This window comes from Neisseria subflava, assembly GCF_024205705.1.
Taxonomy (GTDB): Bacteria; Pseudomonadota; Gammaproteobacteria; order Burkholderiales; family Neisseriaceae; genus Neisseria; species Neisseria subflava_D.
Genome location: NZ_CP073115.1, coordinates 471,140 through 485,962, shown reverse-complemented (window position 1 = coordinate 485,962; position 14,823 = coordinate 471,140). Strand labels below are relative to the sequence as shown.

The window sequence follows — 14,823 nt, the reverse complement described above, 5'->3', positions numbered from 1 at the left end:
TCGCGTTATTTTAACCTTTTTGTAATCTTTCTTGCACCAACTATTTACATTAAATGCCGAAATTCCCGTAAAAACGTCAAAAGGCGTTAAAATGTCGTTTTACCTTCTCTTTCTGTAACCGAAATGCAACCCCAATACTATATCGGCATCATGTCAGGAACCAGCATGGACGGTGCCGATGCCGTACTGATTCAAATGCAGGGCAAGCAATGGCAACGAGCCGTTGCCCACAGCTTTCTACCCTATTCAGACGGCCTGCGCCAAGAATTGTTGGCACTGCAAGACATAGGCGAAAATGAATTGCACAGAAGCAATATCCTGGCGCAAACACTCAGCCGCCTATACGCCCAAACCGTCCAACAACTATTGGCAGAACAAAACCTGTCGGCCAAAGACATTGCCGCGATCGGCTGCCACGGACAAACCATCCGCCATGCGCCTGAACACGGTTACAGCATTCAACTGGTCAACCTCTCCCTGTTAGCTGAACTGACCGGCATTTTCACTGTCGGCGACTTTCGCAGCCGCGACCTTGCCTGCAACGGCCAAGGTGCACCCCTCGTTCCAGCCTTTCACGAAGCGCTGTTTCAAGATGCGAATGAAACCCGCGCCGTACTCAACATTGGCGGTATTTCCAATATCAGTATCCTCCCACACGACAGCCCTTCTTTCGGCTTCGATACCGGCCCCGGCAATATGCTGATGGATGCATGGATGCAACATATTTGGCAGCAGCCTTACGACAAAAACGGGGAAAAAGCTGCACAAGGCAAAATCCTCCCTGATCTGCTCGCTTCCCTGCTCGACCATCCTTATTTCAGCCGCCCTTATCCCAAAAGTACAGGCCGAGAGTTGTTTTCCCTAAGCTGGCTTCAAGGCCATCTGAAAGGTAATGAAAAGCCGGAAGATGTGATACGTACATTGGTCTTTTATACCGCACAAACCATTTTTGACGCGGCCAAACAAGCTGCTCCGGTGATTCATCATCTTTATATCTGCGGCGGCGGCATCCGCAATCCTGTTTTGATGCAAGACTTGGAAACCCTGTTTTCTCCCGACACCAAATTGCACAGTACAGCCAAGCTCCATCTTGACCCGCAATGGGTGGAAGCCGCCGCTTTTGCCTGGCTTGCAGCCTGTTGGTGCAATCAAGTCCCGAGCAATCCCCACCATGCAACCGGCGCACATTCACACCGAATTTTAGGCTCAGGACATTACGGCAACTAAAGTTAAATCAATAAAAAGGCCGTCTGAACATTTTCAGACGGCCTTTACTATATTAGCCTTTCCTTATTCTTCTTCCGGCAAACGATTGATTTTCACACGGGCAATCCGTTGTCCGTCCTTCTCAACCACTTCAAAACGCCAGCCATGATAATCGATGAAGTCGCCCACATCAGGAATACTTTGCAATTCTTCCATAATCAAACCGGCAACGGTATGAAAGTCCGCGTCTTCCTCTTGAGCAGGCAGATTTAACTGTGAAGCCAATTCCACATACTCCAATGCACCATCCACAGACAGCGTTTCATCCTGACTGGCTGGAGCAGCTTCTTCTTCCTCACGCTCAAACTCTTCGGGGAACTCACCGGCAATGGTTTCCAATAAATCTTTCATGGTCACCATACCCAGCACCGCGCCAAACTCGTCCACCACCAACGCATAATCCGCGCTGCTTTGACGGAACAATTCAATCGCATTTAACGCCGTCGTACTGTCCGGCAAAATCAATGGTTGGCGCAAGGCCGTCTGAATATTGATTTCTCCTGATTCAAGCAGCTGGTTCAGCAAATCTTTTTTACTGATATAGCCCAAAGGCTCATCTACACCTGCCTTGCCGACAACCAGCAAACGGCTATACGGCGTATTTTTCAACTGCGCATTTTGTTCTTCCCGACTTTGGGAAATATCCAATTTCTCGATTTCCCGACGCGGAATCATCACGCCCATAATCGGGCGTTCCGCCAAAGTCAGCACGCTGCGAATCATGGATTTTTCGTTTTCTTCAAAATGCTCGTCATCGCCGCCGTTATCGCCTGCTTTTGCCAAAATGCTTTCGCGGATACCCATCATACCCAACACATTTTCAGCGGTACGCTTACGCCAAGAAGTGCTGATGTAGTCATTTTTACGGGCATTCTTTTGAGAAACCTGATTAAACAGTTCTATCAAAATCGAGAAGCCAATCGCCGCATACAAATAGCCTTTCGGAATATGGAAATGGAAGGCTTCTGCAATCAGGCTGAAACCAATCATCAACAAGAAACCCAAACACAACATCACTACGGTCGGATGCTTGTCCACAAAGGCGGTCAACGGTTTGCTGGCGGAAATCATCACCGTCATCGCCACAACAACCGCCCCCATTGCCACCACAATATGATCCACCATCGCCACTGCCGTGATAACAGAATCGATAGAGAAAACAGCATCCAAAATCAAGATTTGCGCCACAACGCCCCAAAAAGCAGAATGCTTCTTCTGCCCTTCAGCAACAGCAAATTGATTGTGGCCTTCAAGGCGTTCGTGCAGCTCGGTAGTCGCTTTATAAAGCAGGAAAATACCACCGGCAAACATAATCATGTCTTTGCCGGAAATCTCCAGACCACCCAGCTCAAACAAAGGACGCGTCAGCGTCATGATGTGTGCCATGAAGCCCAGCATGAAAATCCGAATAACGACAGCCAAACCCAAGCCCGTTATCCGCGCCCTATCCCGTTGCAACGGTTTGACCTTGTTTGCCAAAATCGCTACGAAAACAAGGTTATCAATACCTAAAACAACTTCCAAAACCAGAAGCGTGGCAAAGCCTATCCAAGTATGTGGCTCTGCCAACCAACTGAAATCCATAATGATTGCGTTCCTTTAAAATACAAAAAGGCAGCCGTTCCGCTTAAAACGGACAGACTGCCAAAGTTCGGGCATAAATAAAGGGAAAGAAGCGGTATAACAACTACTCTGCTCTGCGTCTTTCATGAAAAAATTATGCCTCGGTCAACAATAATGGCAAACAGTTTATCAGTTTGACGAAAGAAAGGCAAAGTCTGACAGCATATTTTCTTTTAAAAACAGTCTACAGCTGCCAACAAATCACTTTCTCCAGCGTTAACAAAAGGAATCGGTCGATATATTTGGTGATCATAGTTTGTTCGGTTTGCTGAAAGAAGATTCTTATAAGAAATCCCCTAAATGTCTGGGTGAAAATTTAGAGGATTTTGCCAATACCTCAAATCTTACACATTATACCGTCTCATAAATATCAATATTCGGTATGCCATCCAAACCTATGGTGCTCAAAATATCCCACCAAAGCCATTCCAAGTAATACCAAAGGTCTTCAGGAAAGACTTCTTGGGCATATTCCAAAGTCGGCCATATGTCTTTTAATTTCTGCACCTGTTCTTTTGAAGTTCCAGTCAGAGGAGTTCCAATACCATTAGTATAATCATACAAACGAATTGAACCATCATCTATAAGCTCTTCAAGAAAAGAACAGAATTTATCTTTTAAGTTCGGATCTTGAAGATCAATATGCATGTATTCTTTATATGAATTAAAGATCGCAGACAACTTCAAATTAAAATCAAGAATCTCAAATTTTTGTTTCTTATCCACGGGAATATCCTTTATAAATTATTGAAATTTAAGCTCCAATACACCACCCTTAAGAGATGATGGTACCTTGTGGAACTCTAATGTCCATCGAGCGTTAGTTAAATGTTGAAACCTTTGCAAAACCCTCTGTAGCCAATCGCCGCAACCCGGACACAAGATTTCAACTATTCCATATCTAAATTTCTTTTTCCCCAAAAGTCTCCCTTTTCCCCGGATACCCAGATGCTCCTCCTAAATAGGTAGGAATTTAGAAGGTTTTGCCAAGGTCTCAAGCCGTCTGAAAATTGGGATTTTTTCAGACAAAATGGTTTATATTGACATTAATTTTCTAAGAAAATATACGTTTTCCCGATTATACACTTTCAGAAATTACAGATATATTTAATCTCCATACAGTTAAAGTAATTAATCTGCCATCTAAATAAGAATATTCTAATTGAAGAGCATCATCTTCAAAGCAAATATTTCCAGCTGTAAATGTATTACCATCTAGCCTACCTGTTATCTTATATTGTGTACTATTACCTATTCTTTCAAAAGGAATAATAACAGATTCATCTGTATTAACCTCTTCCAATATAAACTCATCAATAATGAAATAGTCAAGTTCCACATTGTAAACTTTATTCACTTCAATAGCCATTGGACAACAATTAAGGAAACAATATAGATTGTTATTTTCTATAGAAAAATATGCAAATTCCTCAATTCTTTCATCCATTTTTTTTAGCTTTGCTGAGTAAATCATTTTTAACCTTTCATAAATTATTTTATCTTTTGGATTGCTACGATTTATAGCTCTCCAAAAGTCTTTTCCACTTTCATATGGATGGTTGTGATGGCACTTTAATAATTTGTTTCTATGAAGGCTAATGAATTAAGTATAATCATTTAATCAATCATCATCAAAATATCTTAAAATATTAACCAATAGATAAAATAAAAACCACCATGTAACATGGTGGTTTTAAAATTTGGCTCCCCGACCTGGGCTCGAACCAGGGACCTGCGGATTAACAGTCCGTCGCTCTACCGACTGAGCTATCGGGGAATTAAAGATGAAATTATATAGAAAATATCAGAAATCTGTCAAGCAACAATCTATATAAAAACAAAAATATTTTTATATCTTTTTAATTTATAAAAATTTTATAAGATTTCAGAAATTTGTTTGGCCGCACGTTTCGCATCCAACAAAATCAAGCCCAATTTACCGCTTTCTTTTGCCATCAATGCCAATACTGCATTTTCACCTGCTTGACTCAACAGAATATAGCCATTTTTACCTTTAACCATTACCTGATCCAACTCACCGCAAGCCAACTCATGTACGGAACGATTGCCCAATGCCAGAAGCGTTGCCGACATCGCGCCTACACGGTCTGCATTCAGGTGGGAAGGCAGCATGGTTGCGATCGGCAGGCCGTCTGTAGAAATAACTGCAGAAGCAGTGATATCAGCAGAGGTATTGTTCAAATCGCTTAATACAGAGATTAATAGTTGTTGCATAGTCGCTCCATTCTAAAATAAATATCGGTCAGGCAAAAATCAACGGCTGCCGTATCGGTGGTACAGCACTTTAACCAAAGTAACAAAAGCCTCTTTATTTAAGTCAGGCATTCCGCCAATTACCAAAATCAGCTTGGTCATGCCAATATACAGAGGGAAAAAGGTCAATTCACTTTGGCCTGAAGGATCACAAATACCCCATGCGCTATTATTGATATGCAGGTTATTGCGAATCAAAAGACGGTGATTGTCTTCCATTTTGGCCACTTCACTCGCCAAAAGACCCAACTCTTCCGCAGCCTCGTGATGGAAATTGGCATTGGCAAAATACAAACCGTTTTCATCAGCCAATAAAGCTTTGCCAGAATTAGACAACTGTTCCAACAATGTAGGCAATTGCTCGTCAGTCAAATGGATGTCGTCTGTGCTGATTTCCTCATTACCATACAAAAATTCCAAGCGTTGGAGGCGGTACAGCAGGTTCAAAGCGGTATTGATGTCGCTGGTATCCGCCCACGCCAAGATTTTTTCGCTGCTGATGGTTTCAGACGGCTCTGCACGCAACAGACCATACAATAAAGTTCTGCTGGCACTGGGCGTATCACTTGAAACAGCATAATACGCACCTGCCGGTGTAATCTTAGGATATAAATTTGCTTGTAAAGAGAGTGTCGCTTCCATCTTATACCTCTAATCCGGGGTCAATTGAGAACAACATGGCAGTAACCAATTGTTTTACATCGTCTTCTCGACGCGCATCAATCTCAAAAACCGGTACATTAAAATTATTCTGTGCTAAATATTTTTGATAAACATCCACGCTTGGTAAGGATCGGATATCCATCTTCGTTACCCCTACAACCAAAGGCGCTTTTTTCAGCAACTCGCGGAACGCATCCAAGAAGAATTGCAAGTCTTTCAATGGGTTGCTTCTTGTATTATCTAAAAGAAGTACCAAGCCCATACTGCCTTGGCTCAGAATTTCCCACATGAAATTAAAACGCTCCTGACCAGGCGTACCATAGAGGTGAACCTTGGTTTCCTCATCCAAATGAATGACACCGTAGTCCATCGCCACAGTCGTGTACCCCTTGCGGACAAGTGTCATATCGGATGCGGATGCATCGGTTTGAACCGGCGGTTCATCAGATAAAGCTGAAATTGCAGTGGTTTTACCTACGCCGACAGGACCGGTAAAGATAATTTTATTTTCTTTCATGACGTGTCCTTTACGATTTACCCAGCAACTTACGCATCAGGCGTTGCAACAGGCCGCGAGGTTGTTCTTTCGACGGACCGGCAATTTTTTGAGCCTCTTTGCTCATTGCTGTTTCAGGTACGTCTTTGCTATTCACATCAATCTGTTCGTTCAACGAAGGCGTATTGTTCGCATCAGTTGCAAACTCTGTATCTGTCGCCAAAAAGCCTGTCATATATGTTGCCGATAAATAATTCAAAATATCAGGCATTTCCAAAGGCATGACTTTATAGAGGATGTTCAGATTAACAGACGTTTTCGTCAGAAATGCCGACAAACGCATAGATTCTGGAACATGCGCCAAACGGGTTAAGTTTGGCCAACGCTTGAGTGTAAAGACTGTTTGCGGCGTCATCGGATAAATCAGACGGCCTGATGCAGTCCAAATAGCCATTTGCCACAAGCATGACATAATGGTGACTTTGGCTTTTTCTTTCCATTGAGGATTATCAGGGACAGCCTTACACACGACAGCCAAGTTATCGTTCTTACACAATTTCTCCAACTCATTGGCACTGACTGTCAGCAGTACTCGCTGGATACTAGGAAACACGATTAATATCGGCTTGCCTTCATGCAAGACGGCAATATCTTGGTGTCCTTGACTGGCAAATTTCAGCGCACCCAACAAGCCTTTATTTGGATTAAATCGGCGAATAGTTGCTTTTCTTGTACCGTCGGAATTTGATTGTTTTTTATTCTCTTCAGCCGCTTGTTGCTCAGACGGCTCAAAAACATTGCCACCTTGAGCCAGGCTACGCAAAACAGGAAACAAGGTATCGAATTTGACCGGCTTAGCCAAATAAGGAGTCGTTACTGTCGGCAACTCGGAAGAAAACATAGCCACAGATACTTCCGGATAAGTTTTCTTCAACTCTTTCCAAGCTTCTACACCTGCCGGAGTATCGGTATCAACCAATACCAAATCCGGTTTTTCATCAGAATCAGGAGAAACGATGACGTAATTCGTCGTATTGTGCATTTTAAATGCCATACGGAATACCGCCTGCTGTTGCTCACCCATCTCCTGTAACATAACCCGTATGGTTTTAATTTTTGGTAAATGATTATTCATCACTCGTACTTTCTACGATTATCTTATTTTTTTGAATATTGGTTCATTCGTTGCAAGAGACGGCTCATTGCCAAGACAACCTCTTCAGGCAAGCTGACAACACGCTCACGCAACAAGCGCAGAAATTGTTCCAAACGTCCCCAATCTTCAACGCGTTCGTACAAATCAAACAAGATAATGTACAACTGCGATTCTTGAGGATACTGCAAAACAGCCTGTTCCAAAGTACCGATGGCCAAATCCAACTGACCGTAGGCCAACAAAGATTCCACTTCTTTCAGAGCTTCATCAGCAGGTGAAGAGCTGGCGCTGATAACTGAAGAGTCTTTTTGAACCAACTCACGATATTTGGCTTTCATCTGCAAAAAACTTGGCTGAATATAACCGCGCTTTAAGCCAATCTCTTTAATTTGCTGCTCAGACGGCCCTTTTTCCAAATCATCAAAAATTTCGTGATAACCAAGGCTATAACCCCAACCAAGCATACGTTCTTTTACTTGACGGCCATATTGACCCAAAGAGTGGTAAAGCTTCCACAGATGCTTGGCAAACTGCCCTACTTCTTCATTCTGATAATCCAGACGCAAGGCATCGATAATGAGACCAGCAGGCTTCGCAGAAGTTTGGATTGCTTTGTTGTATTGATGCAAAGCAGTCTCGTAGCTAATCTTGTCTTTCAGGATTTTTGCACTGCGCTCCGGTTTGGCAAAACCAATAACCGCCCCCATCTCTTCAGGACTGATTTCGCCAAAATCTTTCTTGCCTAATACGATAGGCGCACGTTTGCCCATACCTGGAACAACAATGCGTTCAACCGAATCGCTCTCAAAGGCAATATGCTCGTCGGAAGCAACTTCCAAACCGCTTTGTTCACCAATTTGACGGTCCACTTCCTGCATATTCCAACCGAGATGATGCTCGGCAAAAACACGCAGGCGCAGGTTAGTAGAATCCAAAGCCAGACCGGCTTTCAGGTATTCGGCTACGCTGTCTTCAGAAAGGGAAGCACTATGACGCTCAAGCGTATCCGCCAGCATATCGATATTGCCGACTCGCAGATTCAAACCAATTAATTCATGAACCAGCTTTTCCGGCGCACCGTCTTCCAAAGTATTGAGATAACCGGCTAAAGACTCCGCTGCTTTGCTCTCATAGCCGAACTGTTTATAAACCTGATATTCGGTCAACGGATCGACTTCTTGTGCGGAAACAGAAGCTGTTACATCGTTTGAGCCGCTTCCGCCCCATTCCCAGTCTTGATTATCCGCATTGGAAACTGTCTGGTTGACTTTCTCAATCCAGTCGTTTCCATCCTCAGAGGAGGCTGTATGAGCAGCAGATGTACGGCCGCTTTTTGATGCATGCGCGCTTTGTTTGTCTGAATTGTTACTTTGTTTATGACGAACAAAAACCAACACCAGCAAAAAAAGCACCAGCAAAAAAATAGTTAAAAGTTGATAGTTCAAGAACACCTCCCAGTCTTGTGCTGCAAACTGCATTTATTAACATCTGTTGCTTTACACGCAACTTCAACGTTATTCATTCCCAAAACGAATGATGATAACATGAACGCACCCATTTTTACATTAGAAACCCTACCCACATAAAGGACTTGATACCAATTTACAACTCAAACACACCAATGGATTCAACATGCGAGGTTTGTGCAAACATATTCATGATTCCCGCCACCTTAAACTTATAGCCCTTATCAACCAAGACACCGGCATCTCGTGCAAATGTTGATGGATTACACGAAACATACACTATCTTCTGAGGCAAAAACGGCTTGTGTAGTGATTTGACAACAGCATAAGCTCCACTTCTCGGCGGATCGAGCAACATCTTGTCGAATTGTCCCCACGACTCAACAGTTTTTTCATCAGTATCGAACAAGTCGGCAACAGAAAACGTCATATTCTCGGCACAACGATTTAGGTGGGCATTTTCCTTTGCCCTATCTACCAAATAATCAGCGCCTTCAATACCGACAACCGATGCGCCACTTTTTGCCAACGGCAAACTGAAATTGCCCAAACCGCAAAACAGATCGGCAATCCGCTCCCCTTTTTGAGGATTTAAAAGTCTGACCGCCCTTGCCACCATCACTTCGTTTAGCTGCGCATTAATCTGCGTAAAATCACCGGGTTTGTAAGGCATTTCCACATCAAATTGAGCAAAAGTATAGTTCAGGGCAGGCGCATTCTCAGGGTAAAACGGCCAGGACTCGGCATGATCCTGCAACCATATTTGCCATGCCTTTTCAGCACCCGACAATATCTTATCAAACCAATTACGCAATTCGCTTAATATTTGTCCAAACGGTTGATTTACGAAACGAATGTTGAATACGGTCACATTTTTTCCGCAATAAAACTCAACAAATTTCACTTTCACACCGTCATCATGCAGCTTTTGCAGCAAATTGCGGACATCAGGCAACCTATCGGACACATGCTTAGGCAAAATATGGCAATGGCGGATATTGACGACATCATGGCTTTTTTTGGCCTGAAAACCGAGTTTCAGACGGCCTTGCTTATCCATCGAAACACTTAAACGTGCCCTATCGCGATAATACCAGGAGTAACCATATAAAGGGGGCAAAATTATCTCAGGCTTGACCTTACCTATCCGTTCCAACTGCTCTTCCAAAATCCGTTGCTTTAATGCAACTTGCGCGCCAAAGGAAACATGTTGAAGCGAACAACCGCCACATGTATCAAAATAGCAACAAGCTGGCTCAATGCGTTCGGAAGAAGGTTTTAAAACCGTTTCGACCTGAGCTTCTGCAAACTGCTTTTTTTCTTTATGAATGGCAAACGTTACACGCTCTCCGGGCAGCGCACCGCCGATGAATACAGTCTTCCCATCGACTCTGGCAACACCCCTGCCCTCATAATCCAAAGAAAAAACTTCCGCCTCTTGATACCGTTCTTTCACACTCATACCGTTTCCGTCAGACAGCCGCTTACCGGCCGTCTGACTGTCTTCCAATACCGAAAGCGCATATTTTCTCACAAAAACACAGAGTTTCAGGTATCATGCGCCAAAAACTTTCATTTCAAACCCTACAAAAAAAGACGACATGAAAAAAATACTGTTCGGCCTGACCGCCGCCCTTTTAACTTCAGCCGCTGCTGCAAACACACTTATTCCAGACGTCTCCCCCACCTCTTCCGGACAACACGTCGTTATCAATATTACGCAACAGCGTTTGTTCCTCTACGACAACGGTAAACTGAGCAAAATTTATCCTGTTGCCGTCGGCAAAGCCATGACCCAAACCAATCTGGGCGAACATAAAATAGGCGCAAAAGCCTACAACCCGGTTTGGCATATCCCTAAATCCATCCAAAAAGAACGCAATGACGGAGTTAAAAGCGTACCGGCCGGCCCGAATAACCCGCTGGGCCCGGTATTTGTCCGTCTTGGCGACCCTAAATTAAGCCTTGGCATTCACGGCACCAATGCCCCTGCCAGCGTACCCGGCGTCCGCAGCCATGGTTGCGTGCGCATGAAATCGCCTGACGCATTGGAATTCGCCAAAACCATCGCAACAGGTTCTCCTGCCTCCGTTATCTATCAAATGGCAAGTCTGAACGAAGATGCCAACCAAAACTTGTGGCTGGCTGCCTATCGCGACCCATACGACAAGAAAAACCTTGATACGGCTGCCCTGAAAAAAAGCATTGCCGCTTGGGCAAAAGCACACGGCAAAACCATTCCTGCCGCGCGTGTGGATGCAATCCTGAAAGGACGCACCGGCGCGGCAAACTGTCTGACTTGCGCCAAAGGTGTAAAACTCAAATCTCCTTTGAAGTCTTTAGCATGGACCAGCGGCACGGATGCTTACAGCAAACCTAAAGTCATGCCGAAACCGGCTCCTGCTAAAGATGTGGTATTGCCTCAAGGCACTGAAATCGAAGTCGATGCTACCGACGATACCAACAAGGCAGCATCCGAACCGAAACAAAGCGTTCGTCCAACTCCGGTGAAACCGGCAAAACCAGCTGCCAAACCGGCAACCACTCCGGCCGATGCTCCTGCTTCTGCACCTAAAGCCGCTTCTGAACCGGCTACTGCCCCAGCCTCTGCTCCTGTGAAAGGTGCTCCGGCAAGCAGCGAACCGGCAGATTTGCTGTTCTAAGCAGAACAAAATACATAGCCAAAGGCCGTCTGAAACTTAAATTTCAGACGGCCTTATATATTGCGTTCCATCAGGGGCGCATATTCTTAATTCTTGTAAAGCCCCTTAACTAAGTCAGTAAAGGGGCTTTAATTATGCTTATTTTCTACACCGTAAATCCTGAACCAGCATCTTTTCCAAAGTGTAAGGTCGTGGCGGATTTGTCATAGTTTCGCGGAAATTTTGACACTTTTAAAAATATCGACTGTGCCAAATAAATTGCAATTCAGAAATGAGAACAAAAGCGACGCTACCGTCGCTTTTTATTTTACCAATTACATACGACCAATTCTCCACTGGCTTTACCAGTTTTATTTCTTCCGACTGTATAAGCCAATTCAAGTTGAGTGATACGGAAATCTTTGAACAATTCCCTGATATCAGGGTGGTCATTAATGGATAGCATGACCTTACCCTTACTCTCTGCCATTACCTTGGCCAGTAATTCATACTGCTCCCAGCCAAATGATTGGTCATAGCCTGCGGTCTGCCAATATGGTGGGTCTGCATAGAAGAAGGTGTGCTCACGGTCATATCGCTTGAAGCAACGATCCCAGGATTCATTCTCTATATAAACACCTTTTAAACGGTCTTTAGCAGCCTTTAATTTAACCTCAATCTGAGATGCATCCCATGCTTTTGACGTGGTAGCTGTACCAAAATGCTGATGGACGGTTTTGCCGCCGAAGGCGTTGTGTTGAAGGTAGAAGAAACGAGCGGCACGTTGAATATCTGTCATGCATTCGGGCGGCGTGTTTTGCAGGCAGGAGAATGTCTCGCGGCTGGTAAGCGTCCACTCGAACTGACGGACGAACTCGTCGAAATGGTGTTGTATAGTTAATTAAAATCAAAATAGGATAATAGTGCATCGTCAAATCGAGCGTAATCAGACAAAACGGTTCTCAGATACCGCTTAATATTCGCCCACACCTTCTCAATCGGGTTGAGCTCAGGTGAATAAGGTGCAAGAGGCAATACCTTATGTCCCAATTTTTCCGCCATTTCCCGTAAGACACCCATACGGTGAAATCGTGCATTATCTAAAATAATCACCGATTTTTGAGTCAATGTGGGCTGTAGGCATTGCTGAAACCACGCTTCAAAAAAGACTCCGGTCATCGTATTTTGATAAACCATCGGAGCAATCAGCCGGTTGCCGACTTGTGCGGACACCAGAGATAAGCGTCGGTATCTTTTTCCACTTATCTGCGCTTTCACTATTTGCCCTTTTAGGCTGCGGGCATAGGGACGGAACAGGTAGCGGTCAAATCCTGTTTCATCCAAATAAACACGTTGGTAGTCGGAAAATTCGGCCAGCTGTGTCAAATAATGCGTTACTTTGGCCGGGTCTTGTTCTTTGTAAGTGGTGGTCTTTTTTTGCGCGTCATCCCCATCTGTTTGAGTGCATAGCAAACGGCGGCTGCTGTACAATCAAAATGTTTGGCGATTTCATGCAGATAGGCATCCGGGTGTTGCCCAACATATTGAGCCAGTTTTTGCCTATCCAATTTGACGGCATTTAGACCGGTGACTTGATGTTTTAGGCTGCCTGTTTGTTTTTTAAGGCGAATCCACAGGTAAAGCGTGTTTCTTGACAAGTTAAACGTTGCTGCGGTTTGGCTGATGTTTTTGCATTGTTCGTAATAGTTTAAAGCTTTGTTTCTTAAGTCCGCAGAGTATGCCATGGTTAGACCTTCAAAGTTGATTATTGTACTATTTTGTTTTTAATTGACTATACCACACGATAGAGATTGATGAGCTGTCCGTTGATGTCGTTGAGTACCTCTACTTTAGCAGGCGTTGGGCGCATAAAGAACAACGCTGCGCCACCGGAAAACAACTCAACATAACAAGAATGCTCGGGGAACATAGGCAAAAGATGTTTTGCCAAACGACGTTTGTCGCCCATCCAGGGGATAATAGGTAGAGACCTTTGCAAAATTCCCCAAAATCCCCTAAATTCCCATCAAGACATTTAGGGGATTTTCCATGAGCACCTTCTTCCAGCAAACTGCACAAGCCATGATTGCCAAACACATCGACCGCTTCCCACTATTGAAGTTGGATCAAGTGATTGATTAGCAGCCGATCGAACAATACCTGAATCGTCAAAGAACCCGTTACCTCCGAGACCATCGCGGCCGTCCCGCCTATCCCCTGTTGTCCATGTTCAAAGCCGTCCTGCTCGGACAATGGCAGCCTCTCCGATCCCGAACTCGAACACAGCCTCATCACCCGCATCGATTTCAACCTGTTTTGCCATTTTGACGAACTGAGCATTCCCGATTACAGCACCTTATGCCGTTACCGTAACTGGCTGGCACAAGACGACACCCTGTCCGAATTGCTGGAACTGATTAACCGCCAACTGACCGAAAAAGGCCTAAAAGTAGAGAAAGCATCCGCCGCCGTCATTGACGCCACCATTATTCAGACCGCCGGCAGCAAACAGCGCCAGGCTATAGAAGTCGATGAGGAAGGACAAGTCAGCGGCCAAACCACACCGAGTAAGGACAAAGATGCCCGCTGGACAAAGAAAAACGGCCTCTACAAACTCGGTTACAAACAACATACCCGTACCGATGCGGAAGGCTATATCGAGAAACTGCACATTACCCCCGCCAATGCCCATGAGTGCAAACACCTGTTGCCTTTGCTGGAAGGTATGACCGTCTATGCCGATAAAGGCTACGTCAGTAAGGAAAACCGGCAACATCTGGAAGAGCATCGGCTGCAGGACGGCATTATGCGCAAAGCCCACCGCAACCGTCCGCTGTCGGAAGTGCAAACCAAACGTAACCGATATTTGTTGAAGACCCGTTATGTGGTCGAACAAAGCTTCGGTACGTTGCACCGTAAATTCTGCTATGCGCGGGCAGCCTATTTTGGTCTGTGTAAAGTGAGTGCGCAAAGCCATCTGAAGGCGATGTGTTTGAACCTATTGAAAGCCGCCAACAGGCTAAGTGCGCCTGTTGCCGCCTAAAAGGCTGCTGGATGCCTGATTAATCAGGTATCCAAGGGGGATTAAGGGGGAATTTGGGTAGAATCAGTGGATATTTGAAACGAAAACAGCCGAAAAACTGTATTGGGGTTTCGGTTATCGGGGGAGGAAGGAATTTTGCAAAGGTCTCAGGTAATGTTTGTTGCATTTTTTGCATCATATATACTCCTGAATTA

The 14,823-nt window shown here is 44.6% G+C and carries 13 protein-coding genes, 1 tRNA gene and 2 pseudogenes; 3 read left to right on the top strand and 13 right to left on the bottom strand.

The features are described from left to right. The first annotated feature begins 123 nt into the window (after positions 1–123). Positions 124–1,227 carry an anhydro-N-acetylmuramic acid kinase gene (locus KCG54_RS02395; RefSeq protein WP_070460125.1) on the top strand — a complete coding sequence of 368 codons (1,104 nt, stop codon included), beginning with the start codon at positions 124–126 and terminating at the stop codon, positions 1,225–1,227. 63 nt (positions 1,228–1,290) lie between these two features. On the opposite strand, the gene KCG54_RS02390 is transcribed toward KCG54_RS02395, so the two are convergent. The 10 genes from KCG54_RS02390 to rlmD form a co-directional block, all read right to left on the bottom strand. Continuing rightward, positions 1,291–2,850, bottom strand: a complete 1,560-nt coding sequence (locus tag KCG54_RS02390) for a TerC family protein (RefSeq protein ID WP_128581231.1) — start codon at positions 2,848–2,850, stop codon at positions 1,291–1,293. 390 nt (positions 2,851–3,240) lie between these two features. Beyond that, positions 3,241–3,615, bottom strand: coding sequence for a DUF596 domain-containing protein (locus KCG54_RS02385; RefSeq protein WP_254324540.1), 375 nt, complete (start codon positions 3,613–3,615; stop codon positions 3,241–3,243). 352 nt (positions 3,616–3,967) lie between these two features. Further along, positions 3,968–4,363, bottom strand: a complete 396-nt coding sequence (locus KCG54_RS02380) for a hypothetical protein (protein WP_254324539.1) — start codon at positions 4,361–4,363, stop codon at positions 3,968–3,970. A 227-nt stretch (positions 4,364–4,590) separates the two neighbouring features. Beyond that, positions 4,591–4,666 (bottom strand) — tRNA-Asn (locus KCG54_RS02375). 98 nt (positions 4,667–4,764) lie between these two features. Continuing rightward, positions 4,765–5,124, bottom strand: coding sequence for a roadblock/LC7 domain-containing protein (locus tag KCG54_RS02370; RefSeq protein WP_070587466.1), 360 nt, complete (start codon positions 5,122–5,124; stop codon positions 4,765–4,767). 39 nt (positions 5,125–5,163) lie between these two features. Further along, a complete protein-coding gene (locus KCG54_RS02365) occupies positions 5,164–5,805 on the bottom strand; it encodes a peptidase M23 (protein WP_254324538.1) in 642 nt (213 codons plus the stop codon). Position 5,806: 1 nt separating this feature from the next. Next, on the bottom strand, positions 5,807–6,343 hold the full coding sequence (locus tag KCG54_RS02360) for a GTP-binding protein (RefSeq protein WP_003748733.1): 537 nt from the start codon (positions 6,341–6,343) through the stop codon (positions 5,807–5,809). Positions 6,344–6,353: 10 nt separating this feature from the next. Beyond that, a complete protein-coding gene (locus KCG54_RS02355) occupies positions 6,354–7,457 on the bottom strand; it encodes a response regulator (protein WP_254324537.1) in 1,104 nt (367 codons plus the stop codon). Positions 7,458–7,480: 23 nt separating this feature from the next. Beyond that, positions 7,481–8,956 (bottom strand): 23S rRNA methyltransferase, encoded by a 1,476-nt coding sequence (locus KCG54_RS02350; protein ID WP_254324536.1) that lies wholly within the window; start codon positions 8,954–8,956, stop codon positions 7,481–7,483. A gap of 124 nt (positions 8,957–9,080) precedes the next feature. Then, positions 9,081–10,406: a 23S rRNA (uracil(1939)-C(5))-methyltransferase RlmD gene (rlmD, locus tag KCG54_RS02345; RefSeq protein WP_254324535.1), complete on the bottom strand. Its 1,326-nt coding sequence runs from the start codon at positions 10,404–10,406 to the stop codon at positions 9,081–9,083. A gap of 139 nt (positions 10,407–10,545) precedes the next feature. Between rlmD and KCG54_RS02340 the strand changes: the two genes are divergently transcribed. Beyond that, positions 10,546–11,607, top strand: coding sequence for a L,D-transpeptidase (locus KCG54_RS02340; protein ID WP_254324534.1), 1,062 nt, complete (start codon positions 10,546–10,548; stop codon positions 11,605–11,607). A gap of 307 nt (positions 11,608–11,914) precedes the next feature. Here the strand turns inward: KCG54_RS02340 and KCG54_RS02335 are convergent, their stop codons facing one another. From KCG54_RS02335 to KCG54_RS02325, 3 genes and pseudogenes are all read right to left on the bottom strand, one after another. After that, the gene (locus KCG54_RS02335; protein ID WP_254324977.1) at positions 11,915–12,409 is read right to left on the bottom strand and encodes a DNA adenine methylase; all 495 of its coding nucleotides are present in this window, start codon (positions 12,407–12,409) and stop codon (positions 11,915–11,917) included. 74 nt (positions 12,410–12,483) lie between these two features. Then, a protein-coding gene (locus KCG54_RS02330) for an IS630 family transposase (RefSeq protein WP_254324533.1) occupies positions 12,484–13,331 on the bottom strand; the annotation gives its coding sequence in 2 pieces (ribosomal slippage) (positions 12,484–13,016 and positions 13,016–13,331; 849 coding nt in all). A 50-nt stretch (positions 13,332–13,381) separates the two neighbouring features. Beyond that, positions 13,382–13,555: pseudogene (locus KCG54_RS02325) on the bottom strand (DNA adenine methylase); the annotation flags it as partial. A gap of 80 nt (positions 13,556–13,635) precedes the next feature. On the opposite strand from KCG54_RS02325, the pseudogene KCG54_RS02320 reads away from it, so the two are divergent. Further along, positions 13,636–14,629: pseudogene (locus KCG54_RS02320) on the top strand (IS5 family transposase). Positions 14,630–14,823 lie beyond the last annotated feature (194 nt).